At 72.3% G+C, this 25505-nt stretch carries 26 protein-coding genes and 3 pseudogenes; 21 read left to right on the top strand and 8 right to left on the bottom strand.

All coding sequences use genetic code 11. The features are described 5' to 3' along the window. Positions 1 to 16 precede the first annotated feature (16 nt). The 5 genes and pseudogenes from KPL57_RS10330 to KPL57_RS10310 all read left to right on the top strand — a co-directional run bounded on the left by KPL57_RS10330 (position 17) and on the right by KPL57_RS10310 (position 3854). Positions 17 to 993 (top strand): annotated as a pseudogene (locus tag KPL57_RS10330) (asparaginase). 54 nt (positions 994 to 1047) lie between these two features. After that, positions 1048 to 1497 carry a hypothetical protein gene (locus KPL57_RS10325; RefSeq protein WP_226351421.1) on the top strand — a complete coding sequence of 150 codons (450 nt, stop codon included), beginning with the start codon at positions 1048 to 1050 and terminating at the stop codon, positions 1495 to 1497. A 178-nt stretch (positions 1498 to 1675) separates the two neighbouring features. Then, positions 1676 to 2665 (top strand): alpha/beta fold hydrolase, encoded by a 990-nt coding sequence (locus KPL57_RS10320; RefSeq protein ID WP_226351420.1) that lies wholly within the window; start codon positions 1676 to 1678, stop codon positions 2663 to 2665. Positions 2666 to 2712: 47 nt separating this feature from the next. After that, entirely contained in the window at positions 2713 to 3369 is a 657-nt protein-coding gene (locus tag KPL57_RS10315) for a class I SAM-dependent methyltransferase (protein WP_374203686.1), read from the top strand. Positions 3370 to 3371: 2 nt separating this feature from the next. Then, entirely contained in the window at positions 3372 to 3854 is a 483-nt protein-coding gene (locus KPL57_RS10310) for a DinB family protein (RefSeq protein ID WP_226351419.1), read from the top strand. A gap of 50 nt (positions 3855 to 3904) precedes the next feature. Here KPL57_RS10310 and KPL57_RS10305 read toward each other — a convergent pair whose 3' ends face one another. Beyond that, a complete protein-coding gene (locus KPL57_RS10305; protein WP_226351418.1) occupies positions 3905 to 4240 on the bottom strand; it encodes a helix-turn-helix transcriptional regulator in 336 nt (111 codons plus the stop codon). 21 nt (positions 4241 to 4261) lie between these two features. Here KPL57_RS10305 and KPL57_RS10300 point away from each other — a divergent pair, with 21 nt between their 5' ends. The 5 genes from KPL57_RS10300 to KPL57_RS10280 all read left to right on the top strand — a co-directional run bounded on the left by KPL57_RS10300 (position 4262) and on the right by KPL57_RS10280 (position 10752). Further along, the gene (locus tag KPL57_RS10300) at positions 4262 to 5296 is read left to right on the top strand and encodes an NADP-dependent oxidoreductase (RefSeq protein WP_226351417.1); all 1035 of its coding nucleotides are present in this window, start codon (positions 4262 to 4264) and stop codon (positions 5294 to 5296) included. A gap of 345 nt (positions 5297 to 5641) precedes the next feature. Beyond that, positions 5642 to 6061: a PEP-utilizing enzyme gene (locus KPL57_RS10295; protein ID WP_226351416.1), complete on the top strand. Its 420-nt coding sequence runs from the start codon at positions 5642 to 5644 to the stop codon at positions 6059 to 6061. Positions 6062 to 6115: 54 nt separating this feature from the next. Continuing rightward, the gene (locus KPL57_RS10290; RefSeq protein ID WP_226351415.1) at positions 6116 to 7546 is read left to right on the top strand and encodes a hypothetical protein; all 1431 of its coding nucleotides are present in this window, start codon (positions 6116 to 6118) and stop codon (positions 7544 to 7546) included. An 87-nt stretch (positions 7547 to 7633) separates the two neighbouring features. Then, the gene (locus KPL57_RS10285; protein ID WP_226351414.1) at positions 7634 to 8254 is read left to right on the top strand and encodes a hypothetical protein; all 621 of its coding nucleotides are present in this window, start codon (positions 7634 to 7636) and stop codon (positions 8252 to 8254) included. A gap of 2 nt (positions 8255 to 8256) precedes the next feature. After that, positions 8257 to 10752 (top strand): pyruvate, phosphate dikinase, encoded by a 2496-nt coding sequence (locus KPL57_RS10280; protein ID WP_226351413.1) that lies wholly within the window; start codon positions 8257 to 8259, stop codon positions 10750 to 10752. Between the two features lie 222 nt (positions 10753 to 10974). Here the strand turns inward: KPL57_RS10280 and KPL57_RS10275 are convergent, their stop codons facing one another. From KPL57_RS10275 to KPL57_RS10260, 4 genes are read right to left on the bottom strand one after another with little or no spacing between them, the layout of a single operon-like run. Then, positions 10975 to 11235 (bottom strand): hypothetical protein, encoded by a 261-nt coding sequence (locus KPL57_RS10275; protein WP_226351412.1) that lies wholly within the window; start codon positions 11233 to 11235, stop codon positions 10975 to 10977. Further along, positions 11232 to 12245 (bottom strand): HAD family hydrolase, encoded by a 1014-nt coding sequence (locus tag KPL57_RS10270; RefSeq protein WP_226351411.1) that lies wholly within the window; start codon positions 12243 to 12245, stop codon positions 11232 to 11234. Before KPL57_RS10270 ends, KPL57_RS10275 begins: the two co-directional genes overlap by 4 nt. 10 nt (positions 12246 to 12255) lie before the next feature. Then, positions 12256 to 12504: a hypothetical protein gene (locus KPL57_RS10265; protein WP_226351410.1), complete on the bottom strand. Its 249-nt coding sequence runs from the start codon at positions 12502 to 12504 to the stop codon at positions 12256 to 12258. 14 nt (positions 12505 to 12518) lie between these two features. Then, entirely contained in the window at positions 12519 to 13328 is an 810-nt protein-coding gene (locus KPL57_RS10260) for a hypothetical protein (protein WP_226351409.1), read from the bottom strand. 173 nt (positions 13329 to 13501) lie between these two features. On the opposite strand from KPL57_RS10260, the gene KPL57_RS10255 reads away from it, so the two are divergent. The 8 genes from KPL57_RS10255 to KPL57_RS10220 all read left to right on the top strand — a co-directional run bounded on the left by KPL57_RS10255 (position 13502) and on the right by KPL57_RS10220 (position 21845). Continuing rightward, a complete protein-coding gene (locus tag KPL57_RS10255) occupies positions 13502 to 13795 on the top strand; it encodes a EutN/CcmL family microcompartment protein (RefSeq protein ID WP_226351408.1) in 294 nt (97 codons plus the stop codon). A gap of 53 nt (positions 13796 to 13848) precedes the next feature. Further along, positions 13849 to 14172, top strand: a complete 324-nt coding sequence (locus tag KPL57_RS10250) for a BMC domain-containing protein (RefSeq protein WP_226351407.1) — start codon at positions 13849 to 13851, stop codon at positions 14170 to 14172. 92 nt (positions 14173 to 14264) lie between these two features. Further along, positions 14265 to 15668, top strand: a complete 1404-nt coding sequence (locus KPL57_RS10245; RefSeq protein ID WP_226351406.1) for an aldehyde dehydrogenase family protein — start codon at positions 14265 to 14267, stop codon at positions 15666 to 15668. Between the two features lie 3 nt (positions 15669 to 15671). Further along, complete coding sequence (gene eutJ, locus KPL57_RS10240) at positions 15672 to 16601, top strand: ethanolamine utilization protein EutJ (RefSeq protein ID WP_226351405.1); 930 nt, start codon at positions 15672 to 15674, stop codon at positions 16599 to 16601. Then, positions 16598 to 17230, top strand: coding sequence for a BMC domain-containing protein (locus KPL57_RS10235; protein WP_226351404.1), 633 nt, complete (start codon positions 16598 to 16600; stop codon positions 17228 to 17230). Before eutJ ends, KPL57_RS10235 begins: the two co-directional genes overlap by 4 nt. Next, a complete protein-coding gene (locus KPL57_RS10230) occupies positions 17227 to 18609 on the top strand; it encodes a malate dehydrogenase (RefSeq protein ID WP_226351403.1) in 1383 nt (460 codons plus the stop codon). Before KPL57_RS10235 ends, KPL57_RS10230 begins: the two co-directional genes overlap by 4 nt. A 13-nt stretch (positions 18610 to 18622) precedes the next feature. Then, a complete protein-coding gene (locus KPL57_RS10225; protein WP_226351402.1) occupies positions 18623 to 19465 on the top strand; it encodes an alcohol dehydrogenase catalytic domain-containing protein in 843 nt (280 codons plus the stop codon). 193 nt (positions 19466 to 19658) lie between these two features. Beyond that, complete coding sequence (locus KPL57_RS10220; protein ID WP_226351401.1) at positions 19659 to 21845, top strand: helix-turn-helix domain-containing protein; 2187 nt, start codon at positions 19659 to 19661, stop codon at positions 21843 to 21845. A 70-nt stretch (positions 21846 to 21915) separates the two neighbouring features. Here KPL57_RS10220 and KPL57_RS10215 read toward each other — a convergent pair whose 3' ends face one another. The 3 genes from KPL57_RS10215 to KPL57_RS10205 form a co-directional block, all read right to left on the bottom strand. After that, entirely contained in the window at positions 21916 to 22227 is a 312-nt protein-coding gene (locus tag KPL57_RS10215; RefSeq protein ID WP_226351400.1) for a BMC domain-containing protein, read from the bottom strand. Positions 22228 to 22370: 143 nt separating this feature from the next. Continuing rightward, positions 22371 to 22796 carry an SgcJ/EcaC family oxidoreductase gene (locus KPL57_RS10210; protein WP_226351399.1) on the bottom strand — a complete coding sequence of 142 codons (426 nt, stop codon included), beginning with the start codon at positions 22794 to 22796 and terminating at the stop codon, positions 22371 to 22373. A gap of 150 nt (positions 22797 to 22946) precedes the next feature. Then, positions 22947 to 23336 (bottom strand): DoxX family protein, encoded by a 390-nt coding sequence (locus KPL57_RS10205; RefSeq protein WP_226351398.1) that lies wholly within the window; start codon positions 23334 to 23336, stop codon positions 22947 to 22949. Positions 23337 to 23590: 254 nt separating this feature from the next. On the opposite strand from KPL57_RS10205, the pseudogene KPL57_RS71950 reads away from it, so the two are divergent. The 3 genes and pseudogenes from KPL57_RS71950 to KPL57_RS10190 form a co-directional block, all read left to right on the top strand. After that, positions 23591 to 23821, top strand: a pseudogene (locus tag KPL57_RS71950) (PadR family transcriptional regulator); the annotation flags it as partial. Positions 23822 to 23848: 27 nt separating this feature from the next. Next, positions 23849 to 24758: pseudogene (locus KPL57_RS10195) on the top strand (IS5 family transposase); the annotation flags it as partial. A 229-nt stretch (positions 24759 to 24987) separates the two neighbouring features. Next, positions 24988 to 25505 (top strand): transposase family protein (locus KPL57_RS10190; protein WP_226351397.1); only part of this gene is annotated, 518 nt, incomplete at its 3' end.

Genomic DNA, 25505 nt, shown 5'->3' with positions numbered 1-25505 from the left:
GAGAGGACGACACGGAATGACCCAGCTGGCCGTCCCACCCAGGATCGGGGTACCGGCCCACGAGCCGCTGGTGCACCTGCTGCGTGACGGCATGGTCGAGGGGGTGCACCACGGCTCGGTCGTGGTCCTCGCCCCGGACGGCTCGACGCTGTTCGCCGCGGGGGACCCGGACGTCGCGTTCTACCCTCGCTCGACGGCGAAGCCGCTGCAGGCGGCGGCGATGGCCCGGCTCGGGCTGCGGCCGGGCCCGCCGGGTTCGCGATCGCCGCCGCGAGCCACTCCGGCGAGCAGGCCCACCTCGGCGCCGTCCGGGCGCTGCTCGGCCCGATCGGCGTCGACGCGCTGCGCAACCCCGCCGACCTGCCCTACGACCCCGAGGAGCGGGACGCCTGGCTCGCCGCGGGCCGGTCCGCGTCGCAGCTGGCGCAGAACTGCTCCGGCAAGCACGCCGCGATGCTGCGGACCTGTGTGCTGCGCGACTGGCCGACCGAGGGCTACCTGGACCCGCGGCACCCGTTGCAGACGGCGATCCGGGAGACCGTCGAGGACCTCACCGGCGCTGCGGTCGCCAGGACCGCCGTCGACGGCTGCGGCGCACCGCTGTTCGCCATCTCGCTGCGGGGGCTGGCCGGCGCGCTGGCCCGGCTCGTGACGGCCGACCCGGAGACCCCGGACGGCCTGGTCGCGGCCGGGATGCGTCGGCACCCCGAGCTCGTCGGCGGGTCCCGGCGTCCGGTCACCGCGCTGATGCGTGCCGTACCGGGGCTGCTCGCCAAGGACGGCTTCGAGGCCGTCACCGTCGCCGCGCTGCCCGACGGCACCTCGGTCGCCGTGAAGATCGCCGACGGCGGGCTGCGTGCGCTGCGCCCCGTCGTCACCGCCGCGCTCGCCCGGTGCGGCGTCCACCTCCCGCCGGGGCGGACCGATCTGCGGGTCACCGGCCCCCTGGCGGCCCTGGGTCGTGACGACGCCGGGCGGCATGCACAGGAGTAGTGCGGTCACCGAAATCGATTGCGGTCAGCGCAACCGGTGGCGCACGCTGGAGCGGTGAACAGACGGGACCGAACCGACGACATCATCGACATCATCCTTCCGGTCCCTCCGGCCGCCCCGCCGGACGCGGACGATCCGGCACGAGCAGGGCAGGAGGCCGTGCGCGAGGAGGTCGTCCGGCAGCGGGAGGTCCTCCAGCGCTACCTCCGCGTCGCCGACGGCGGCGGCGAGCCTCCGCACGGGGACGTCCTGCTGAACGAGATCGATCGTGCGCGCACCGAGATGCGGGAGGCCGAGGACCGGATGCGGATGCTCATCGCCTACGGCCGCGAGTTCGTCACGCCACGGCCCTACCCGCTCAAGACGCTCGCGGCGGCGGCCGGGATGTCGATCTCCGGCACCCGCGGCGCGTACACCTCCGACGAGACCGTCGCCGTCGCGGAACGGATCGGGCGTCGCCCGGCCGGCGACGGTCACGACCCTGCGCCGCACCCTCCCGCGTGAGCACGACGCGGACGTGGCCCCGGCGAGCACGTCGCTGCGGGGCCGTCCGCACCACCGGATTGCCGATTCGCAAGATTTCTTGCAGCTCGGGTAGGTGGGCGCCGATGCTGCGGAGGTGAACCTCCTCCGAGCAGTCCTCCGCGGCAGGGGCGGTGGGCAGGGCCCACGACGTCATGGCGTGGTCGTCGCCCTCACCGTGCTGGTCCTCGCGGCCGGCTGCGGGACCGGCGGCGTCCCGGACACCGGCCCGGCACCGGTGCCGCCCGGTGCGACCGGGTTCGACGCCGCCACCCGGGACGACCCCGAGTTCGACGGCACGTTCCGGCACGGGTTCGCCGACGTCGACGGGGTGCGGATGCACTACGTCGCCGGCGGGACCGGCCCGCCCGTGGTGCTCCTGCACGGATGGCCGCAGTCCTGGTACGCGTGGTGGCCGATCATGCCCGCCCTCGCCGAGCACCACACCGTCTACGCGGTCGACCTGCCGGGACTCGGGGACAGCGAGGGTGTCCCCACCGGCTACGACAAGGCCACCCTCGCCCGGTACGTGCACGGACTGGTCGCCGATCACCTGGGTGTGCGCGAGGTCCGCCTCGTCGGGCACGACCTGGGTGCCGGGGTCGGGTTCCGGTACGCGGCCCAGTACCCGGACGAGGTCCTGCGCTACGCCCACCTCGACTACCCACTGCCGGGGCCCGCGCTCAGCGCCGCGAGGTACCGCACGTTCAGCTGGCACATCGCCTTCCACGCCAAGCGGGTCGTGCCCGAGGCCGTCGTCGCCGACGACGTGCGCGAGTACCTGAGCCTGTTCTACGCCCAGGTCGCGCTCGACGGGGAGAGCTTCGGCGGCAGCCGCACGGCGCCGCCGTTCGACGAGCGGGAGATCGACGAGTTCACCCGGACCTACAGCCGACCCCAGGTCCTGAGCGGCGGCTTCGAGCTCTACCGGGCGCTCGACCGGGACGAGCGTGACAACACCGCGGCCGCCCCCGTCCCGACGCCGACGATGCTGATGACCGCCCAGGGGCTGCTGGAGTCGACGAGACCGTCCGTCGAGTTGTGCCTGCCGAACCTGGTCCGCGCGGTGGAGGTGCCCGGCAGCGGGCACTGGCTGCCCGAGGAGAACCCGGGGTTCGTCCTCGCTGAGCTGCTCACCTTCCTGTCGTGACGGCCACCCGTCCGACCTCATGCCCACACCTTCCGGAGGAACGACCGATGGACCCCATGCCGACCGCGTCCGATCCCGAGACCTTCTGGGACGAGCTGTACCGCCGCCACGACGGGGCAGAGGCCCGCGTCAACCCCCTGCTCGCCGAGGTCGCCGGCCCGCTGGCACCGGGAACGGCGCTCGACCTCGGATGCGGCGCCGGGGGCGACACGATCTGGCTCGCCCGACGCGGCTGGCACGTCACGGCGGTGGACATCTCCGCCACCGCCGTCGACGGGCTCGGGCGCCGCGCCCGAGCCCACGGGCTCGCCGAGCGGATCCGCGCCGAGCGCCACGACCTCGCGACGACGTTCCCGGACGGGACGTTCGACCTGGTCTCGGCCCAGTACCTGCACACCCCGTTCACGCTGGACCGCGATGCGGTGCTGCGGACCGCCGCCCACGCACTGCGCCCGGACGGGCTGCTCCTCGTCGTCGACCACGGGTCCGTCGCACCCTGGTCGTGGAACCAGGACCCCGGCACCCACCACCCCAGCGCCGCGGAGATCGCCGCCGGGATCGGTCTCGACGCCGACGGGTGGACCGTCGAGCGCGCCGACGAGCCCACGCGCCTCGCGAGCGGCCCCGACGGCCGCACCGCCACGGTCGTCGACACCGTCCTGGTCCTGCGCCGCGCCGGCGACGCCCGCACCCACCGGAGCTGACCGTGCCCCGCCACCACGACACCGCCCTCCCGCGCGACGCCGCGGACGAGAAGAGCGTCCTGACCGGGTTCCTGGGACACCTCCGCGGCGCGGCCGCCGCCAAGGCCGACGGGGTCGGGGACCCCGCCGCCCGCGAGCCCGGCGTCCCCTCGGGGACCAGCCTGCTCGGCCTGCTCACGCACCTGACGCACGTCGAACGCCACTACTTCCTCGGCGAGGCCGTCCGCGACTGGCCCGCGACCTTCCGGCCGCGCGACGAGGACACCGCCGAGCAGGTCGTGGCCGCCTACCGGGAGGCCGTCGCCCGCGCCGACGCGGTCATCGACACCTGGTCCGACCTGGACCGGGCGGCGCCGGTGCCCGCGGGACGGAGGTCGGCCCCGTCGCGGCGCTGGCTGCTCGTGCACATGATCGAGGAGACCGGACGCCACGCCGGGCACGCCGACATCCTCCGCGAACGCATCGACGGCCGTACCGGGCGCTGAGGCCCGCTGCGCACGTCAGACGGTCGGTTGTGACGGCGTGGTGCCGCCCGTCAGCGGACGGTCGCGGTGTGGTCCGTCGCGAGGATCGCGTGGGTGAGGCCGGGGAACCGCTCGTCGAGCATGGTGTGCCGGAGGGCGGGGAACCGGGCGGTGCCTTCGCTGCGGCACTCGGTGACCCCGGCGGTGAAGAGCTGCTTGAGGTGGTACGAGCAGGTCGACGCAGGCAGGCCCACCTGATCGGCGATCTGGCCGGTCATCCGGCGCTGTCCGTCGGCGATGAGTCGCACGATCTCCAGGCGCACCGGGTCGCCCAGGGCTCGCAGCACGGACGCGAGCTCGACGTCGTCGGCAGGTACGGGGCGCAGATCGCGCTCGATGGCGGCCACCTCGACATGCTAGCTTCTGCAGTGTTTCCAAGTTCTTGGAAATATCGAAGAAGAGTCGACCGGGTGGTCTGTGCGTCGCTGCCGGCCCCGTCGAGAGGTGGCGTCGCAGTGAAGGCGATCGGCATGTGCGAGTTCGGTGGGCCCGAGGTCCTGCAGCTCATGGACCTGCCCGAGCCGCACGCCGGCGCCGGCGAGGTACGCATCCGCGTCCACGCCGCCGCGGTCAGTCCTACGGACGTCCTGCTGCGCACCGGTGGCCATGCCGTGCGCATGCCCGGTCGTCGACCGCCGTTCGTACCCGGGATGGACGTCGCCGGTGTGATCGACCAGGTCGGCCCGCAGCTCGACGGGCGGCTCTCTGTCGGGCAACGGGTCGTCGCGATGCCCCTGTTCACCGGCCCGCGCGGCGGAGGCTACGCCGAACACGTCGTCGTCTCGGCCGAGTCGGTCGTGGCAGCGCCTGCGGGAGTCGACTTCGCGGCTGCCTCCACGCTGCTGATGAACGCGATGACCGCCCGCATCGCCCTCGACGCACTCGAATCGCAGCCGGGAGACTCCGTCGCCGTGACCGGCGCCGCCGGGGCAGTGGGGGGATACGCGGTCGAGCTGGCCAAGGCCGACGGCTTGGTCGTGATCGCGGACGCGTCGAGCGTCGACACGGAACTCGTGCGCGGGTTCGGCGCCGATCACGTCGTGCAACGCGGCAACGATGTCGCAGCCCGCATCCGCGAACTCGTTCCCGGTGGGGTCCCCGGCCTCGTGGACGGCTCCGTGCAGACCACCGAGATCACGCCCGCCCTCGCCGACGGCGGAACCCTCGTCGAGCTCCAGGGCTGGAGCGGGCCCGTCGAACGCGACATCACGGTCCGCCCGATCATGGTTGCGCCCGGGGGCATCACCGACACCGTCGGGCTCGACCGGCTCGCACGCCAGGCCGAGGACGGCGTCCTCTCACTGCGGGTGGCGGAGGTCCTGCCGGCGGCGCAGGCGCACCGGGCGCACCGCATGCTCGAGGCCGGTGGCGTCCGCGGCCGGCTGGTCCTCGACTTCTCCTGAGGCTCGATCGCGACCTGCGGCTCTACGTGGCCGGACTGTTCCTCGGTGCTCTCGGCTGATCGGACGTTCCCCGGCATCGGACGTGGTGTCGGCCGCTCCCGCGGTCGCCGCCTCGGAGCCTCGACGGCGGACGCCCCGCCGCCACCCTCTCGGAGGTAGCGCCGGCCAGCCGGTCGCTGTTGGTCTGACTCTGTCCCCGCAGGACAAGCTCACTGGTCAGTTTTGTCCACGGGTTCCATCGGAGTGGTGAGTGATTGACGGCACTGTGACCCGCACAACGTCGAGGTGCCGGGACCGGCAGACCCGCGAGTTGCGACAGTCATCCGAGTTCAAGGAGGAACTTCCATGGCCGACGTCCTGGCCGAGGGCTTCAACGTCTTCGACACCGGCAAGTCCCCGAGCGGAACCGTCAAGTACCTGCAGTCCCCGGCGGACGTCATCTCCCTCATCCAGTCCGGGAAGCTCGCCGAGCACATCCTGCTCGTGCAGGGTGGGACGACCACGTTCCTCGCACCGGCGCTCAGCATGGGCGCGATCGGCGTGATCACCATGTCCGGCGCCCCGGAGTCGCACCTGGGGATCCTGTCGCGCGAGTTCCAGACGCCCTGCGTGATGACCGCCCACCTCACCGACAGCGAGTCGCGCTACGTCGTCGGCAGCACCGACCCCTCGCACTTCGACGAGATCGCCACGGCCCTCGACGGGCGCAAGGTCCGGCTCGACTGCACCGACAACGAGGTCGGCCGGGTCGTCGCCGACGACTGACCGCAGCCACCCCTTCCACGACGCCGGCGAACCGCGACAGAGGAGCACAGCGCAGTGACCACGACCGAGGGCAAGAAGGCGACCTACAAGCACCGGTACGAGGAGGGCGACGACGGCCTCCGGTTCCAGGACCTCACCTACACCGGCAACTTCGTCGGCCTTGATCCCGTCACCGACGGGATCAAGGGCGACAAGATGCTCAAGGCCCGGGCGAAGAGCAAGGTCCTGGAGAAGGTCTCCAAGGACGACGTGCTCCATCCGCAGTTCAGCATCGACGAGCTGAACGACCTCAACAACTACCTCGCGTGGAACATCTGGGACGTCCTCGTCATGCGCGCCACCGAGGGCGTGAGCGGCATGATCCCCCGCCAGGAGTACGAGATCCTGGCCTTCATGCACGAGTTCTACCGCTGGCCGGAGATCCTCCGCATGACCACCGACGAGGTCGGCGCGCAGGGCATCCTGGACATCGGCGCCTCGGCCCGCCGCGAGATCGGTACCAAGGTCAACTCGGTGCACGACTGGTGCATCGGCGCCGTCGGGTTCGGCATGGGCCGCTGCGGGCTACTCGCGCTCGAGGCGATCGGACCGGACGACTACGTGGCCGAGTCCAACGAGATCCTCAAGTTCATGCAGCGCGTGCTGTGGGGCAAGCGGCAGGACGGCTTCATCCTCAACAGCCAGGACCGCTACCGCTGCCGCATCCACGAGCAGGATTTCCTCGACCAGCTGGTCGGGCAGATCGAGACGCTGGAGCCCGGCAGCCCCAAGCACGGGTCGTTCACACAGTTCAACGCCGCCACCGAGTTGCTGGCCTTCCTGCACCACTACGACAACCGGCTCGGCCTGGGCGACACCGGTCCCTACGAGCTGCCCGACGGCAATCTGCTCATCCTGCGTGACCTGTTCGTGAACGAGGAGATCTACCACTGGTCCGACGTCAGCGAGGACGCCGGTCTGCCCTACTCCTACACGCTCGCGATGATCATCGACCCGGAGAAGATGGGCCTGGAGGAGATCCGGGTCAACGACATCTCCACGACGTTCACCCGCCCGAAGAACTACATCGAGGCCATCATCGGCGGCGCGGTCTTCTCACGGCAGAAGTGGGACACCCCGATGGGCGAGGTGAACCCGGTCGCCATCGACGACCTCGCCGAGCACCTCGGCCGGGTCCAGCAGGCGACGCTGAAGCTCTACACCAAGACGTCGAAGATGTGCCGCCGCGACCTGATCTGGAACGGGCAGTACGTCTACTACATCGACATGATCCTGCCGCACCTGCGCAAGGCGGGCACCTACGAGAAGGCCGTGCGCGACTACGACCTGTGGGAGATCGACCAGCGGGTGTCGAACTACTACTACGACATCACCAAGCGCGGTTTCGCGCAGGAGACCGTGCCGTCGAAGATCTTCTCGGGCGCCGGGTACCTGCCCTTCTCCGACAAGGCGAACCTGCGCAGCTCCAAGGGCCGCTGGCTGTAGTCGCGCGGACCACAGGTCGGACGAGTCGAACAGACCGGGCGGCGCGGCGCTCCCCGCCGCGTCGCCCGGCCACGTGAAGGGACACCCATGTCCGCAGCCGTGCTGGACAAGACGGACTACGACGTCCTCGACGTCGTCGCGCTGAAGAAGATGGCGACCACCTCGGTGATCGCCGCGGCGTCCGGCGTCGCCGCCGACCGGGTCGACGCGGTACTGGAGGACCTGGTCGGGCGGGGGCTGGTCGTCGTCGCCGGTGGTTCGGCGCTGCCGACCGACGAGGCGGAGCCTGCCCTCGCGGCGGCCGCCGCGGAGCACTACGCGCAGCTGCGTGCCGACGATGAGGTCCTCGGCCTCGTCGATCGCTTCGAGACGACCAACGCGCAGTTCCTCGTCGCGATGTCGTCGTGGCAGCAGATCGACGTCGGGGGGAGGAAGGTCACCAACGACCACACCGACCCCGACTACGACGACAAGGTCATCGCCCGCCTGGAGAAGCTGATCGCCAAGCTCACCGGCCTGCTCGACGCGCTCGCCGGGCACGACCCCCGCTTCGGGCTCTACCCGCAGCGGTTCGAGGCGGCGATCGGCTTCGTCGACCAGGGCCGCCACGAGTACGTCTCCTCGCCCACCATCGACTCGGTGCACAACATCTGGTTCGAGTTCCACGAGGACCTGCTGCGGACCCTCGGCCGGGAGCGGACGGAGTGACGGTGACCGGATCCCCCACCGTCACGCGGTTCACGCGCACCTTCGCCGAAGCCGATCCGGCCGACGTCGACTGGCTCGGGGGCAAGGGCAGCGGCCTCGCCCGGATGAGCCAGCAGGGGCTGCGCGTCCCGCCGGGCTACGTCATCGGGACCAGCGCCTGCCGCAGCTACCTCACCGAGGGCGCGCTCCCGACCGGTCTCGCGGACGAGATCGGCGTCCGGCTCACCGAGCTGGAACGGTCCTCGGGCAAGACGTTCGGCGCCGGGCCGACCCCGCTGCTGCTGTCCGTACGGTCCGGCGCACCGATCTCCATGCCCGGCATGATGGACACGATCCTCAACCTCGGCATCGGTCGGGACGCCGCCGTCGCGCTCGGTGCGGCCACCGGCGACAGCCGGTTCGTCGCGGACCTGACCGCCCGGTTCCACTCCATGTACGCCGAGACCGTGCTCGGCGCGCTCGACCCGGGCGAGGGCATCGACGATCTCGTCGCCGCCGTCGACCCCCGCGAGGACCCCGGCGGGGCGTACGACCGGATCTGGGCGGCGTGCGAGGCCGCGCTGGAGGAGTCCGACGGCGAGTCCGTCCCGACCGACCCGCGGGCCCAGCTGTTCGGTGCCGTCGAGGCGGTGTTCCGGTCCTGGAACACCCGGCGCGCCCGCACCTACCGCGACTTCCACAAGATCCCGCACGACCTCGGGACCGCCGTGGTCGTGCAGTCGATGGTGTTCGGCAACCTCTCCGACGACTCCGGCTCCGGCGTGGTGTTCACCCGCAACCCGGTGTCGGGTGAACCCGGGCTGTTCGGCGAGTACCTCGCCCACGCCCAGGGCGAGGACGTCGTGGCCGGGACCCGCACTCCCGACCCCGTCGACCGGGCGCTGGCGCCCGACCTGCTCGACGAGCTGCGCACCACCTGCGCCGATCTCGAACGTTCCCAGGGCGACGTGCTCGACATCGAGTTCACGGTCGAGCGGTCCAGCCTCTACTTCCTGCAGGTACGCAGCGCCAAGCGCACCCCCGAGGCCGCGGTGCGCATCGCCGCGGACCTCCTCGCCGAAGGAGTGGTGGGTCCGGCCGCGGCGCTGCGCAACCTGAGCCCCGAGCAGGTCCGCCAGGTGCAGCGGCCCGGTTTCGACGACGACGACCTCGCCAGGGCCCGGGACGGGGGCCGTCTACTGACCACCGGCATCGGGGCCTGCCCCGGCCAGGTCGGCGGCGTCCTGGTCCTGGACCCGGACCGGGCCAAGGAGCGCGCCGACGCCGGCGAGGACGTGATCCTCGCCCGCGCGGTGACCAGCCCCGCGGACCTGCACGGGATGATCGCGGCGAACGGCATCGTGACCGCCACCGGCGGTTCGACCAGCCATGCCGCCGTCGTCGCGCGGGCCCTGGGCACCGCGTGCGTGGTGGGCGCCGGGGCGATCGTCATCGACGACGCCGCGCGCACCCTGACCGTCGGCGGCCGGACCGTCGCCGAGGGCGACGAGGTGTCCCTCGACGGGACCGGGGGCGAGCTGTTCCTCGGCAGGATCGGCGTGGCGACCCCGGCGGCCGCGACCGGCGCGCTCGGCGCCGTCCTCGCCACCGCCAGGGAGGCGTCGGGCTGCGAGGTGTCGGTACGGGTGACGCTGCCGGCCGATGTGGGGCGGGCCCGGGCGGCGGGGGCGACCGGTGTGGTCACCGCGGTCGACGACGTCCTCGCCGCCACCGGTCACCTCGACGGGCTGGTCGCCGAGCTCTTGTCCGACGCGGGCCCGGAGGATCGGTTCGGCCGCGTCGCGCAGCTCGTGGAGCAGGAGTTCACACCGCTGCTCGCCGAGGCGTGCGACCTCCCGGTCGGGGTCCGCGCGATCGACCTCGTCGCCGACGAGGCCCGGGAGCTGCTGCAGCAGGCCGCGGTCACCACCCGGCACCCGGAGCTCGCGCTGCCCCTCGGGCGTCCGGCGCTGGTGGAGGCGCAGCTGCGCGGGCTCACCCGGGCCGCAGCCGCGGCGGGCCGCACCACCGGCGTCCACCTGGCGGTGCGGCACCTGTCCGACCCGGCCGAGGCGGCGGCGCTGCGCGCGCTGGCGGCCGAGGTGCCCGACCCGGTCGCGCTGGGTGCGTACCTGACCAGCCCCCGGGCCGCCGCCGGTGCACCGGCGATCGCCGCCGACGTCGACGTCCTGTGGGTCGAGGTGCGGGCGCTGCAGTCCGCCGTGTTCGGGATCCCCGCGCGCCAGCTGCTGACGGCGGACCCGTTGGACGAGTACCTGCGTCGCGGTCTCCTGTCGGTCGACCCGCGTACCGCGCTGGACCCGGTGGTGCGGTCGCTGCTCGCGACGGTCGCGACCGCCGCCCGGGCGGACCTGCCGATCGGGATGCGGGTCTCGGGCGAGGTGCCGGAGGAGGCCGCGGCCCAGCTGTACGGGCTCGGGTTCCGCCGCTTCGCCGTCGACCTCGACGGGGCCCGTCCGCTGATCCTGGCCCTGGGCAAGGCGGCCCTGTCCGGCTGACCGGCATCCTCCCGAGACCCGGTGTCCGGGCCCGGTACCTCGCCGGGCCGGGCTCGGACACCGACCTCTCACCACTGCTGCACCGCGGCCACCGGCTCGCACCGACGGATCGGTGCTCGCTCACGCCGTCGGAGCCCGGTTCCCCTCGAGCCGGAGGCTCCCGGCGACGCACAGGCCCTCCCCGGCATCCGGAGAGGGCCTGTGCAGGTCGTGCCGCACGGGTCACCTGTCGATGCGCACCAGCAGGCCCTCCCGGAGCCGACGGAGCTCCGGCTCACCGATCTCGCGGCGCTCGGCCCGGCCGGACGCGCCGCCGTGCTCGTCGTCCTCGACGCCCAGCAGCCGCAGCAGCAGCAGGATCGGACGTCCGGCGAGCGCCGACACCATCCGGACCACGGTCGTCAACGGTGATGCCGACGACGACAGGTGCTCCCGGCAGAACGACAGCGAGTGCTCGTGCGGCGGGTGGGGACGGGCCGTCATCCGCGCATCACCCTCCGGACGGCGTCGAGCATCTCTCTTCGCGATGCCGCACCACGTGGTTCGGGAGAAGCCCCGGCCTCGGCGGGATCGAGAGCGGCGGGGTCGAGAGCGGTGGGGTCGATCCGGGTGAGGGCGGCGGCCGCCGCGCGACGGCGCTCCCGCCGGATCCCGGCGGCCTTCCGCGCGGGGTCCCCGCCGCAGCCGCACCCGCAGTCGTCCCCGGCCGGGACGTCCGGGACCGCGCACGCGGGCGTCGTCCCGTCCGGGGGCACCGCGCAGGCCCCGCTCGGTGGCGCCGAGGCGGCGTCACCGAGCAGGTGGGCGGTGATCTCCTGCGGCCACAGCGCCACGAATTCCGCACCGGCGGAGAGCAGTTCCTCGGGGGTGTGCATGCCCCAGGCCACGCCGACCGCGCGGATGCCGACCTCGACGGCGTCGCGGACGTCGCCCGCGGTGTCGGTGACCAGCACGGTGCTCGCCAGGTCGGGCGCCTGGCGGTGCCCGACCTCGTCGTAGTCGGCGGCGCAGCGGCGACCGTAGGAGTTCGCGGAGTCGGCGAGGAACGTGCGCATCGCCGTCCGCTTGTCCGGGGTGACGTCGCCGCCGAACACGTGGGCGAAGCAGTAGGCAAGGTCGTTGCCGGTGAGCACCCGCCGCATGACCTGCATCGCGTTCGACGACATGACGGCGAGGGTGCAGTGTCCGGCCAGCCGACGGACGACGTCGGCCACGCCCGGCACCAGCGGCGGGTCGTACTCCTCGCGCAGCAGGGTCAGGAACGCGTCCTTCACCGCCGTGGCGTGCGCGTCGTCCCGGCAGAGCCGGGCGATCGAGTCGTAGACGTTGCCCCGGAACAGGTCGAAGTACTGCTCCGGGCTGTCGACGCCGAGCGAGAACCGGTCGTTGATCGCCGAGAAGACGGTCCAGGACGCGATGCGTGTCTGGACCAGGGTCCCGTCGAGGTCGAACAGCACGGCCTCGACGGGACGTGACGGGCGGGTGGAGCTCACGGCCGAGCCCTCACTTCCGGTTGTGGACCTTGTCGTAGACCGCGCCCAGCTCGCCCATCCCGACGAAGTCCATGCACTCGCCGTAGGCGGTCCGGCCGTCGAGGTCCCAGCGCAGCAGCGCGTTGTGCCCGACGACACCGGGCTGGGACTGCCACGGGAAGGTGGTGAGCGCGTGCCCCTCGGCGTTCCACACCTTGTCGGCGGTGTCGGTGACGCTGATCGAGATCTGCTCGGGGTAGAGGTGCGACCGCGTGGTCACCCCGCTGCCCGCCGTCAGGCCGCGCAGCTCGCCGTCAGGCCGCGCAGCTCGCCGTTCTCGACGACGTAGCCGTGGGTCAGCCGCAGCGGGGACCCGCCGTCGGGTCCGTTCTCGGTCGAGAAGTCGAACAACCCGTGCACGACCAGGTCCGGGCCGGCGTGGGCGTGCATCCAGCTCAGTCGCGAGGTCTGGCGCTCGGCGCGCACCCCCCAGCTGTGGTCCATCGTGGACACGCAGTCGATCGGGGTGGTGACCCCGCGCAGCCGGATCTCGCCCTCGTAGTGCCCGGACTGGTCGAAGTGTCCGGCGTAGGCGTGGCCCCAGGTCTTGGCCATGTCCTTGCCTGCGGCGAGCGGGTCCATGTCCGGGTCGTTGATGTCGTAGGCGTCGTGCAGGGCGGTGTAGCGGAACCGGATCTCCAGGTCCGCGGCCGGGTCGGAGTAGGAGACGTCCCAGATTCGGTTCGGGTCGGTCGCGACGACCTTCAGCCCGTTCGCCAGCTCGTAGTCGAGCAGGTTCGACGGCTGCGGGACGACCAGGTGCTCCCAGGCGTCCCAGTAGTCGGCCTCCCAGGGCGCCCGCACCCGCCGGCTGTTCACCGACACGGTGGATCCGACGACGCCCAGTGGTTCCCGGAACAGACCATAGATGCCGATGTTCATGGGCCGGTCGGTGTCCTGGCCTGCGTAGAGACCGAAGTAGTTGGTCTCGGCCCAGAGCGGGTCGTCGCTGGTCGGGGGGTGGAACTGTGCGTCCTCGGGGCGGATCACCGATGAACCTCCTGGCGCGCGGGCCCCGGCGGACCGGGGAGTGGTCTGGCTCATGCACGCTCCCGTGCCGTCCCGTCCCCGGCCACGGCGTCGAAGGACAACGACCGGCGGGGACGTTGTCCGGAGCGGATAAGGCCGTGTGGATCCTGCCGGTCCTACTGTCCCCGTCAACGGTGGTCCGGCTCACGTCGAGGTCACCGACTTCTACCGACGGAGGTGGCCCGGGCATGCAGCTCGCCAAGGTGCTGGGCCAGGTCGTCTCGACGATCAAGGGCCCCGGGCTCGAGCGGTTCACCCTCCTGCTCGTGCAGGACGCGGCGGCCGACGACCCGGAACGCGACGGCGGGCCGGTCCACGTCGCGGTCGACACCGTCGGGGCGGGCGTCGGGGAGATCGTCATCGTCTGCTCCGGCGGCGCCGCCCGGGTCGCGGCCGGCCCCGACGTCCCCACCGACCGCGCGGTCGTCGGCATCGCCGACACCGTCGTCCACGTGGGCAGCGTGACCTACCAGAAGACATGACGGCGGCCGCCGTACCGGCACCGCCCGCAGCACATCGGCATCAGGAGGAAGACATGGCTCCGACGACGGGAACCCCGGCCGCCCCCGCCCTGCGCGGCGCACTGGGACTCATCGAGACCAAGGGACTGGTCGGCGCGATCGAGGCGGCCGACGCGATGGTCAAGGCCGCCAACGTGCAGGTCCTCGGGCACCGCGAGATCGGCGGCGGCCTCGTCACGATCATGGTCCGCGGCGACGTCGGCGCCGTGAAGGCCGCCACCGACGCCGGTGCCGTGGCCGCGGGCAAGGCAGGCGAGGTCGTCTCGGTGCACGTCATCCCGCGCCCGCACGACGAGACCGAGTCCATCCTCGCCGTCCTCACCCGTCCCAAGGGCTGATCGACCACCTCGGCCGGGTGTGCCCGCACCGCCGCGCATGACGCGCGGCGGGAGACGGGCGTGTCCGCCCACGGAGAAACGGAGGTGTGGAGATGACCGCGACAGTGCCTGCCGACCGGCTCGACGCCGACCTGGCCGGGCTCGCCGACGTCCGGGCCAAGGCCCGGGCCGCCCGGGCCGCGTTCGACGCGCTGGAGGGCGCCGACCAGGAGACCCTCGACCACTACGTCCGCGCGATGGCCCGTGCCGGGACGAGGGCCGCCGAGGAGCTGGCCCGGCTCGCCGTGGACGAGACCGGCTACGGCGTCTACGAGCACAAGATCTACAAGAACCGCTACAACACCGGTTTCGTCGCCAAGTGGATGCTGGAGCGCCGCGCGGTCGGCGTGCTCTGGGTCGACGACGAGGCCCGGGTCACCGCGGTCGGCTCCCCGATGGGTGTCATCGCCGGGATCATCCCGGTCACCAACCCCACCTCGACCGCGCTGTTCAAGTGCCTGGCCGCGGTGAAGTCCGGCAACGCGATCGTGCACGCACCGCATCCGCGGGCCGCGCGGTGCACGCTGCGCGCGGTGCAGATCATGGCCGAGGCCGCCGTCGAGGCCGGCGCACCGGAGGGCCTGGTCTCCTGCATCGAGAACCCCACCCTGCCCGCGACCGCGGAGCTCATGCGGCGTGAGGAGATCGCGCTGGTCATGGCGACCGGCGGGCCGGGCATGGTGCGCGCGGCCTATTCCAGCGGCAAACCGACGATCGCCGTCGGCGCGGGCAACGTGCCCGCCTATGTCGGGGCGAGCGTCGCCGACCCGGCCGAGGCCGCCGAGATGATCATCACCTCGAAGTCGTTCGACAACGGGACGGCCTGCGTGGCCGAGCAGTCCGTGGTCGTCGTCGACGCCGTCGCCCCGGCCTTCCTGACGGCGTTCGAGGAGCGCGGTGCCTACTGGATGAACGCCCCCCAGCAGGCGGCGCTGGCGAGGGTGCTGTTCGACGAGCGCGGGGCGATGCGGCCGGCCTCGGTCGGGCAGACCGCGGCGAAGCTGGCCGAGCTGTCCGGGTTCACCGTGCCGTCGTCCACCCGGGTGCTGGCCTGCGAGCTGACCTCGGTCGGCGTGGACACCCCGCTCTCGCGGGAGATCCTCGGTCCGGTCCTGTCGGTCTACCGCGCCGCCGACCGCGACGCCGGGTGGCGGCGCTGCCGCGAGATCCTGGCGCTCGACGGCGAGGGCCACACCGCGGCCGTGCACGCCTCGGACCCGGAGGAGATCGCCCCGTTCGGGGCCCTGCCCGCGGGCCGGATCGTGATCAACACACCGGCGCTGTTCGGCGGGATGGGCTACTCCACCGACGTCGACCCGTCCTTCCAGCTCGGCACCGGCAGCTGGAGCGGCTCGATCTGCTCGGACAACGTGACGCCGCTGCACCTGATCAACATCAAGCGGATCGCCCACGAGGTGCGTCCGTGGCGGACCGTCTACGACCCGGTGGAGCTGTAGCAGATGCCGACCGCGACCGCACCCCGCCGCACGGGACGCCGGCGTCCGGCGCGCACCGCCGAGGCGCGCCGGACGCCGGAGGAACTGCTCGCCTCGGCGGCCGCCACCGCCGAGACGGTGGCCTGCGACGGCGCCCCGGACGACTCCGCGATCGCCGCGCTGGCCGCGGCGGTGTCGGTGCGGGCCGGGGTCGACCTCGGAACGGCCAGCTGTGTGCTCGTCGTCCTCGCGGTCGCCCCGGACGGCACCGAACGCCCGGTCTGGGTCGACGCGTACCCGTCGGGCGCGCTGGCCGACGGCGTCGTCGTCGACTTCGCCCGTGCCACCGCGACCGTCCGCCGGCTGCGCGAACGGGCCGAGGTGGGCCTCGGCGTGGAGCTGGGTGCCGGGGTGCCGGTCGCCACGGCCCACCCGCCGTGCGTCCCGGCCGCGGAGGCGAAGGCGTGCAGCTACGTCTGCGAGACCGCCGGGTTCGACCGGGTCGACCTCGTCGACGAGGTCGCGGCCGCGCAGCGCACGCTCGGGATCGGTGACGGCGTCGTCGTCGACGTGGGCGGCGGCTCGACCGGGGTCGGGGTCTACCGCGACGGCGCACTCGTCGCGCTCGACGACCGCCCCGGCGGGGGACACCACCTCGACCTGATGCTGGCCGGGGGCCTGGGCATCGCCGTCGAGGAGGCCGAACCGTACAAGCGGGCCCACCCGGACGAAGCCTTCCCCCTGCTGGTCCCCGGGCTGCAGCGCATCGCGGAGAACGTCCGCGCGCTGACCGTGGGGGCCGAGGACCTGCCGCTGCACATCGCAGGCGGCGCACTCATGATCGCCGGCGCGCGCGACGTGCTGGCCACGTACCTGGAGCGAACCGTCGTGACCTACCCGCACGCCCTGCTCATCACCCCGGTCGGCATCGCACTGGCGGGGGACCTGGCATGAACGCCACCCCGACCCTGCGCACCTACGCCTTCGTCGACCGGATGCAGCCGCAGTGCGCCGCACACATCGCCGCGACCAGTCCCGGTGACGTCCCGCTGGCCGGCATGGCCGAGCTCTACATCGAGATGGCCCCCGGCAACGAGGTGTTCCGGGCCGCCGACATCGCGCTCAAGGCCGCCGGGGTCCGGCCCGCCCTGCAGATCATCGAGCGCGAGTTCGGGCTGCTGGAGATCCACTCCGAGGAGCAGGCCGAGGTGCTCGCCTCCGGCCAGGCCATCCTCGACGAGCTCGGGATGACCGAGGCCGACCGGATCAAGCCGACCATCGCCTCCACCCAGTTCATCACCAATGTGCACCCCTACCAGGCACAGCTGCTCAACAAGTGGCGCAAGGGCTCGATGCTGATGCCGGGCCAGAGCTTGTTCGTGATGGAGGTGGCGCCCGCCGCCTACATCTCGGTCGCGGCGAACGAGGCGGAGAAGGCCGCCGACATCACCGTCATCGAGCTGCGCGCGGTCGGCCGGTTCGGCCGGATGTTCCTGTCCGGCACCGAGAGTGCCGTGCAGGCGGCCCGCGACGCCGCCGTCGCCGCGCTGGAGGACATCCACGGTCGGGAGGACCGGCGATGAGCGTCATCGGGGCCGCGCAGGTCGACGCCGCCGTGGGCGGGGTGCTGCGGGTCACGGCCCGTGACATCGTCACCCCGCTCGCCCGGGAACGTGCGCGCGAGCTCGGGGTGGAGATCGTGTCCGGCCCCGCCCCCACGGCCGCGCCCGGACCTGCACCCGCGGACGCCGCCCGTTTCTCCGCCACCACGACGTCCCCGGCGGCCGCACGCGGCGGGGGCGCGCCCCCGCCACCCCGGCCGATCGCCTCGGTGCCGCCGCCCGCGCCGCACCCCGTGACCCCGGCGCCGTCGGCGGTCGGGGCGGTCCCGTCGGCGGCCGCCGTCGCCCAGCTCACCGGATCCGCGCCGCCCCCGGTGCGCCCGCCCTCGGGTGCGCTCCACCGGCGGGGTGCGCCGCTGCCCGCCGCCGTCCGGCCGGGTGCCGCCGCGAGCCGGGACGCCACCCGTACCGGACGGGTGGCCGTGGTCGGGGCGGGCAACGTCGGCATGATCGCCGCGATGCGTCTCGCCGCCGCCGACGTCTTCGCCGAGGTCGTGCTGGTCGACATCGACGCGGGCCGGGCGGCGGGCGTCGCGCTCGACCTCACCCACACCGCCGCGCTCTCCGGATTCGACACCCGGATCCGCGGCGTCGGCACGGTGGAGGAGGCCGGGACGGCCGACTATGTGATCATCACCGCGGGGCGCCCCCGTACGCCCGGGATGAGCCGGTCGGACCTGATCAGCACCAACGCCGCGATCGTTGGCGACGTCGCGAAGCGGGTCGCCGCCACCTCCCCGCAGGCGGTGGTCGTCGTCGTCACCAACCCGCTCGACGAGATGACCCAGCACGCCTGGACGGCGTCGGGGTTCCCCTCCGACCGGGTCCTCGGCATGGCCGGGGTGCTCGACACGGCCCGGTTCCAGGCGCTCGCCGCGCTCACCGGGGTCGCCCGCGCCGACCGGATCGACGCGCTCGCGCTGGGCAGCCACGGCGAGGAGATGGTGATCCCGCTGTCCCGGGCCACTGCGGACGGACGGGCGCTGACCTCGGCGATCCCGCCCGCCGAGCTCGACGCGATCGTGAACCGCGCCCGCGGGTCCGGTGGTGAGGTCGTCGGGCTGCTGAAGAAGGGCAGCGCGTTCATGGCCCCCGGGATGTCCGCGGCCCGGATGGTGCTCGCCATGGCCGCCGACTCGGGGGAGATCATGCCCGCGGCGGTGCTCGCCGACGGCAGCTACGGCATCCGGGGCGTCTACGTCGGGCTCCCCGCACGGCTGGGCCGCGGCGGGTTGCGCGAGATCGTCACGGTCGACCTGCGGCCCGCCGAGCTGGAGGCGCTGGCCGAGGCCGCGGCCCGGATCCGGGAGCGTCTCGCCGATCTCGCCGAAGCCGCGTGACGTCGTGCGCGCGGTGACCTATGCCGGGGACGGCGCGGTCCGCGTCACCGGGGTCCCGGATCCCCGGATCGAGGCGCCGACCGACGCGATCGTCGAGGTCGTACGGGCCGCGGTCTGCGGAACCGATCTGCACCTCGTCGCCCACGACGACGGCCTGCCCGCCGGGACCGTGCTCGGCCACGAGTTCGTCGGCCGGATCGTCGAGACCGGCCCGTCGGTGCACGCCCACCGGGTCGGGGACCTCGTCGTCGGCGCCGATTTCACCGCCTGCGGTGCCTGCTGGTGGTGCCGGCGCGGGGACCACTGGGAGTGCACACAGCGCCGGTTCTTCGGCACCGGCAGCGCGTTCGGGCCCCCGCTCGTCGGTACCCAGGCGGAGCTGGTCCGGGTCCCGTACGCCGACACCGTGCTGTGCACCGTGCCCGACGGCGTCCCCGTCGACGCCGCGGTGTTCCTCGGCGACACCCTCGCCACCGGGTACGCCGCGGTGCGGCGGGCCGAGCCGCTGCCCGGCGACACGGTCGCGGTGATCGGCGGCGGACCGGTCGGGCAGCTGACGGCGCTGGCGGCCCAGGCGGCCGGTGCCGGAGCGGTGCTGCTCGTCGAGCCGGTCGACGCCCGGCGTGCGGTCGCGACCCGGGAGGGGTCGGTCGCGGTGGCACCCGAGGACGCCGCCGCCACCGCGGCGCGGCTGACCGACGGCCGGGGTGCCGACGTCGTCGTGGACGCGATCGGCGGCCCGCGCGGCCTCGACGCGGCGTTCGATCTGGTGCGCCGCCGCGGCACGGTGGTCTCGGTCGGGGTGCACGCCGGAGCCTGGGAGCTGCCCGCGGCCGGGCGTTCGCCGACGAGCTGACAATGCGGTTCGCGATCGGTGACCTGATGCGTGACGGTGACCAGCTGCTGGCGCTCGTCCGTTGTGGCGCAGTCGATCCCGCCGTCCTGGTGGGGAGACGGTGGCACTGGCCGAGGCCCCGGACGCCTATCAGCGGATGGGCGAGCGACGTACGCTGAAGTCGCTGATCACGTTCTGACCGGTGGGGGTGGCGATGACGACACTCGACCGGTCCGGGACGTCCACCGGGGCCGACGTGGGTCCCGACCCGCTGGCCCGGCTCCTCGGCACGCTGCCTGCCTCCCCGGAGGTGGCGGCCGAGCAGCTCGCCGACGCCGCGACCCTGCGCACCGGGACCGCCGTGACCGTCGCCGCCTGGCGCGACGGCCGCTGGCAGGTCCTCGCCGGGTCCGGGGTCGGGGTGGCGGGGCTGCCGCGGGGAGGGCCGTCCGACACCGGCCCGCAGCCGGGCCGGGTCGTCGGCGCGGACGGGACCGCCGGGCTGTGCTGGGACCCCGAGCTGCGGCTGGGGCCGGAGCCGGTCGAACGGCTCCGGCAGGCGCGGGTCTGGATGTCGCTGCTGCTGGCCGGGGCCCGGGCCGACGACGAGGTGTCCGCCGCGACGGTCGAGGCCGATGCGGTCCGTGAGGTGTCGCGGCGGCTGCTGTCGGTCCGCGACCTCGACCAGGTCCTGCTCACGATCGCGGAGCAGACGCTGCGCCTGCTCGACTCCGACATCTGCGGGGTCATGCTCCGTGAGGACGACGTGGTCCGCATGCGGGCCTGCGTCGGCAACCGGGCCAGCCGGACCGCACGGCTGGAGATGCGTCGAGGGCAGGGCGTCGCCGGACTGGTGTTCCTCACCGGGGAGCCGGCCAAGATCGACTCTTACCTCGACGACGAGACGATCAGCGACGACTTCAACTCCCTCGCCGAGAGGGAGGAGACCCGGTCCGCCCTGGCCGTCCCGCTGCAGCTGCAGGGCGAGTTCCTCGGGGTCCTCGAGGTGTGGCGGCGGCGGCGGTCGGTGTTCACCGACCGCGACATGCGCCGAATGGTCACATTGGCCGACTTCGCCACGATCGCGATCGACAACGCCCGCCTGCACGACGAGCAGGTGGCCGCCACGGCCGAGCTGACCCGGGCGCACGACGCCCTGCAGAACCAGCACGCGCTGCTCGACCGGGCGTCCGGCCTGCAACAGGAGCTGCTGCGTCTCGTCGTCGGCGGGGGTGGCCTGCCGGCCGTCACCCGGACCGTCGCGACCGAACTGGCGTGCGAGGTCGCGGTGTACGGACCCGACGGTGTCCGCGTGGCCGGGCACCGTGCCCGTGACCTCGTGTCCCAGCTCCCCGATGTCCTCGCCGCCCGCCCGGGGGACGGCGGGCCGGCGCCCGTGCGGGACCCGCGGCTCTTGTCACGTCCCGTGTACGCCGACGGTGACCAGGTCGGGCAGGTCGTGCTCGCCCGCTGCGGGCCGTCGCAGGATCTGGTGGCGGCCGTCGCCGGGCAGGTGGCGATGGCCTGCTCGCTGGCGCTGATGCGGGAGCGGGCCGTCGGTCGGGCCCGTGCCGAGGCCACGGAGCAGGTGCTGTGGGACCTGCTCCAGGGGTCGGTCGAGCACCGGCTGGCGGCCCGGACCCGTGCCCAGCACCTCGGCATCAGCCTGTCCGGCGGGTTGCGGGTGCTGCACGGCCGGATCGAGAACATCGAGCACCTCGCCGCCCAGCACGGCTGGGACACCTCGGAGGTCGACCGCGTCCGCCGGAAGGTGCTGCGGATCGTCCGCACCCTGCACGGCCGCGGTCTGGCGTTGGCCAGCCTGCGCGGCGACCTGCTGGTGGCCGTGGCCGCGGACCTGGACCGCCCGGGGGCGAAGAACCTGGTCACCGATTTCTCGGGTGCCGTGCACTCCGAGCTCCCGGAGCTGCGCCTGCGTTGGGGTGTCAGCCGCGAGTACCACGAGGCCGTCGACCTGCCGAGCGCGCTGAACGAGGCGCGCACCGCGTTGTCGGTGGCCAAGCGCTTCGGCGGGCAGGACGTGTTCCTGTACGAGGAGCTGGGCATCGTGCGGCTGCTGCTCGGCTCCGGTGACGACCCGGACCTGCAGACCTTCGTCGACGAGGTGACCGGGCCGCTGCTCGCCTACGACCGGGACAACGACGGGTCGCTGATCCGCACGCTGCGCGCGTTCTTCGACGCGGACTGCTCGCAGAAGCTGGCCGCGGACCGGTTGTTCGTCCACCACAAGACCCTGCGTTACCGGTTGGAGCGGATCCGGACGCTGACCGGGCTGGATCTGGGACGGCACGAGGACCGGATGCGGGCGGACTTCGCGCTGCGGCTGCTGCAGGTGACCCGCAACGACGACGGGGCGGACGAGCCCGGTACCCGTCGCTGAAGGCCCGGGTCACCGAGGGCCCGGAGCGACGAGCACCCGACCTCGGACCGGGCCCGCGGCCGGGGAGCGGTCAGGCAGAGCGGGTGGTCTGCACCGACTCGCCGATGATCCCCTCGGTCTCGCCGTGCGGGCGAGGGATGACGTGGCTGCTGTAGAGCTCGCCGACCCGGGAGGCTGCGGCCGTCCCGGCGGCGATCGCCGCGTTCACGGCACCTACGTCGCCCCGGACGAGGACCGACACCTGCCCGTTGCGCAGGGTGCGGTAGCCCTCCACCTCCACGTTGGCCGCCTTCACCATCGCGTCTGCGGCCTCGATCGCGCCGACCAGTCCCTTGGTCTCGATCATCCCGAGGGCCCCACCGGGCCGTCGTGCGTCCGACATGGAGCCGTCTCCTCTCAAGCGGGTCGCCGACGCCGGCGTCGGCACGACCCACGGTAGGGCCGGGCCCCGCCTCGGCACGCTGTCCCGGCCGGACAACGGGAGCGGCGGGTGTTGTCCGCGACGGAGATGGGTGCGAACGCCGCCTAACTGACGGGGGTGTTCTGACCCGTCCGAATTCGCCACCCCGTGTCCGTCCGCGCCATGACGAGGGTGAACACCGCTTCCATCGGGTCGTCGCTGAGGATTTCCCCGTTCGGAGTCATGGTGCGTTGGCGCGCGTGTACCACTGCGTGATCAGCACCGAGCAACGTCGCATGCTCCGGGCTGTAGGTGACCTCGATCGACTCCAGTGGGCCTCCCGCCGCGAAGACCTGGGATTGCGCCCGATGCAGGTCGCGGCGGCCCAGTACCACGGCCCCACCGAAGCTCACGAACGTGCAGTCCTCCGTGAACAGCGAGGCCATGGTGTCGGGATCGTTCGCGTTGAAGGCAGTCTCGTAGCGGGACAGAAGGTCGAGAACCGCCTGAGGTGCAGGTTCACGGTGGACTGCAGAGTCTGACCTCGGCATATCTGCCTCTCACGTCCTGGGTTCTGGTCGGACCGACCGTGACACCTCGACGTGACGTGAGGTCAACAGCCGCCGGCAGGTCGGGTGAAGCCGGCGTCATGCGTTCCGCCGTCGGTAGCAGCGATCTCAGGGGCCTCGCAGCGGGGTTCTTCAGAGGATGAAGAGGACGGCGGTCGCGATCGACGCCAAGCCGAAGAACGCCGCCGGGGCGACCTTCGCGGCGGGGTCACCGGCCCGGACGTGGGCGATGATCGCGCCGACCATCATGAGGGCGAATCCGATCGCCGCGGCGACGGCCAGCGGTTCCCAGAAGACGCCGATCGCGAGCGCCACCGCGCCCACGACCTGCACCACGCCCACTAGCCGGAAGCTGTTCGGGGAGAAGCCGAGGTGGCGGCCCTGCTCGACCGACGACGGACGGGCGGTGGCCATCGGCAGGCCGGTGAACAGGAAGGTCACCGCGAGGATGATGGCGAAGGTCTTGTCCATGTGCGCCGTGGCCTCTCGCAGGATCGGTGCCGACCGCGGAGCCGACACCATGGGCGGCGTCCGGTGGGCAGAGACCGCGTCCCGGTCACGTGCTCCACACCCTAGAAGTCCCGGGCCGCCCCGACACGCTCTTTCCGGACGCTCACTGTGAGGCCCGACGTAGGGCGGCAGGTACAAGTCGTCCGCAGCCGGTCGGACCGCATTGCTCTCTGCCCACGAGGAGCTGAGGCGCCGACTGCACTGATGGCAGGCGCCCTGCACATGGTCCAGTTGGCAGACGACCTAGTACGTGACACGATCTATGTATGGACTCACCGGGGCTGCCGACGGACTGGACGCGGGCCGTCCTGCCGATCGTGGTCCTCGCGGCGCTGGCTCGGGGTGAAGCCCACGGCTACGCCTTACGTCAGATCCTTCACGAGGAGGGTCTCGAGAACGTCACGGGGAGCACTCTTTACCCGCTTCTGGCGCGCCAGCAGGAACTCGGCAGATTGGGGTTCCGATGGGAGCACGACGGAAGCGGTCCTGCGCGGAAAGTGTTCTTCCTGAGAGCGTGTTTGGAAATGGTGGGTGTGTCGGGATGGTCGACACGGCTGGGGTGCTCCATCGTGGTCGGCATGCAGGAACGACCGCGCCGGTACCCCTCGGACACCAGTGATGCCCAGTGGGTGGTGATCGAGCCGTTGTTACCGCCGCTCGCGCGGCGGGGGCGGCCTGTTGCTCATGCTCGTCGGGACGTGCTGGACGCGATCTTGTATGTCGTGCGGACCGGGTGTGCCTGGCGGGCGTTGCCGGTGGACTTCCCGCCCTGGCAGACCGTCTACTGGTACTTCAACCAGTGGGAACAGCAGAAGGTCACCGAGAAGATCCTCCCGGTCGTGCGGGGGCAGTTACGTATCGCCGAGGGCCGTGATCCGGAGCCGAGTGCGGGGATCATCGATTCCCAGTCGGTCAAGGGCGCCGACACCGTCGGCCAGGACTCCCGCGGCTACGACGCCGGGAAGAAGACAGGCGGACGGAAACGGTTCATCGTGACCGACACCCTCGGTCTGCTGCTGACCACGATGGTGTGCTCGGCCTCGGTACAGGACCGCGACGGCGCCAAGCCGATCCTGCTCAACCTCTACCTGCGCACCAGGGTGCGGTTCGTCTACGCCGACGCCGGCTCCGCCGGGCGACTGCTCGACTGGGCCGCCACGATCCTGCAGACAACGATCGAGATCATCCGCAAGCCACCCGAGCAGCGCGGATTCACCGTCCTCCCACGAAGGTGGGTGGTCGAACGGACCCTGGCCTGGCTCACCGCACACCGACGCCTGGCCCGAGACTACGAACGCCACCCCACCACATCCGAAGCCATGATCCGCTGGGCCGCGATCAACACCATCACCCGCCGCATCGCCCGTGGATACCCCGCCACCCGCCAGCAGAAACACACGACACCCTCAACCCACTAGAATTTCCAAACACGCTCTGACAGAGGAAGGGAGAGACTCCCTAGGTCGACTCAAGGTCGAGTGGGGTCGGCTGGCTGCCGTCGTCGAGAATTCCCTTGCGTCTGATCCGACCGAGGTGGAGACATGGAGGCTTATTCAGGGCCCGTGAAATAACGATCTAGCCCGGCGTGTCGGGTTGGGCGACAGCCCGTCCATCGCGAAGATTGGTTTGTCGAATCAATCCGAGATGAATGGGCTGTCGCAGTATGTACTATACCACTGGCTTTCGGCGTGATGAGATTCAGGATCTTGCCGCTCTGGTGCATGAGCAGGATCAGCGGAACGCGACTGGCCTGCGACGGCCTTGGCCGCCGATTCTGGGATTGTTCTGGTCGGTGGTGATCACGTTGGCGTATCTGCGCGGGAATCGTGTGCAGTGGGAGTTGGCGGAAACCTACGGGGTGTCGCAGTCGACGGTCAGTCGAGCGATCGCGGGGGTGACACCGTTGCTGGCGCAGGCGCTGCGGAGTGTAGTTCCGACTGCGGAGGAGCTTCGTGCCGATCGGCAGTACATCATCGACGGAACCCTGCTGCCCTGCTGGTCATGGACCGCCGTACCAGGTCTGTGGTCGGGCAAGCATCGCACCACCGGCGTCGTCGTCCAGGTCGCAGCCACCCTGGAAGGGCAGCTGTCGTGGATCTCCGACCCGACCCCAGGCTCCCGACACGACCTACATTGCCTCGACCAATCCGGCGCCCTCGACCACCTCGCCACATACCCACC

The sequence above is a fragment of the Pseudonocardia sp. ICBG601 genome (genome assembly GCF_020496245.1).
Note: the sequence above shows the minus strand (reverse complement) of the source record. Positions and strands in the feature narration are given on the sequence as shown.

Bases quoted from the DNA above. Each gene is read 5' to 3' on its own strand.
- eutJ (WP_226351405.1), top strand. From the start codon at position 15,672: ATGCCGACCGCGACCGCACCCCGCCGCACGGGACGCCGGCGTCCGGCG.
- KPL57_RS10215 (WP_226351400.1), bottom strand. From the start codon at position 22,227: ATGTCGGACGCACGACGGCCCGGTGGGGCCCTCGGGATGATCGAGACC.
- KPL57_RS10230 (WP_226351403.1), top strand. From the start codon at position 17,227: ATGAGCGTCATCGGGGCCGCGCAGGTCGACGCCGCCGTGGGCGGGGTG.
- KPL57_RS10295 (WP_226351416.1), top strand. From the start codon at position 5,642: ATGGCCGACGTCCTGGCCGAGGGCTTCAACGTCTTCGACACCGGCAAG.
- KPL57_RS10250 (WP_226351407.1), top strand. From the start codon at position 13,849: ATGGCTCCGACGACGGGAACCCCGGCCGCCCCCGCCCTGCGCGGCGCA.
- KPL57_RS10255 (WP_226351408.1), top strand. From the start codon at position 13,502: ATGCAGCTCGCCAAGGTGCTGGGCCAGGTCGTCTCGACGATCAAGGGC.
- KPL57_RS10210 (WP_226351399.1), bottom strand. From the start codon at position 22,796: ATGCCGAGGTCAGACTCTGCAGTCCACCGTGAACCTGCACCTCAGGCG.
- KPL57_RS10205 (WP_226351398.1), bottom strand. From the start codon at position 23,336: ATGGTGTCGGCTCCGCGGTCGGCACCGATCCTGCGAGAGGCCACGGCG.
- KPL57_RS10275 (WP_226351412.1), bottom strand. From the start codon at position 11,235: ATGACGGCCCGTCCCCACCCGCCGCACGAGCACTCGCTGTCGTTCTGC.
- KPL57_RS10235 (WP_226351404.1), top strand. From the start codon at position 16,598: ATGAACGCCACCCCGACCCTGCGCACCTACGCCTTCGTCGACCGGATG.
- KPL57_RS10220 (WP_226351401.1), top strand. From the start codon at position 19,659: ATGACGACACTCGACCGGTCCGGGACGTCCACCGGGGCCGACGTGGGT.
- KPL57_RS10285 (WP_226351414.1), top strand. From the start codon at position 7,634: ATGTCCGCAGCCGTGCTGGACAAGACGGACTACGACGTCCTCGACGTC.
- KPL57_RS10245 (WP_226351406.1), top strand. From the start codon at position 14,265: ATGACCGCGACAGTGCCTGCCGACCGGCTCGACGCCGACCTGGCCGGG.
- KPL57_RS10260 (WP_226351409.1), bottom strand. From the start codon at position 13,328: ATGAGCCAGACCACTCCCCGGTCCGCCGGGGCCCGCGCGCCAGGAGGT.
- KPL57_RS10315 (WP_374203686.1), top strand. From the start codon at position 2,713: ATGGACCCCATGCCGACCGCGTCCGATCCCGAGACCTTCTGGGACGAG.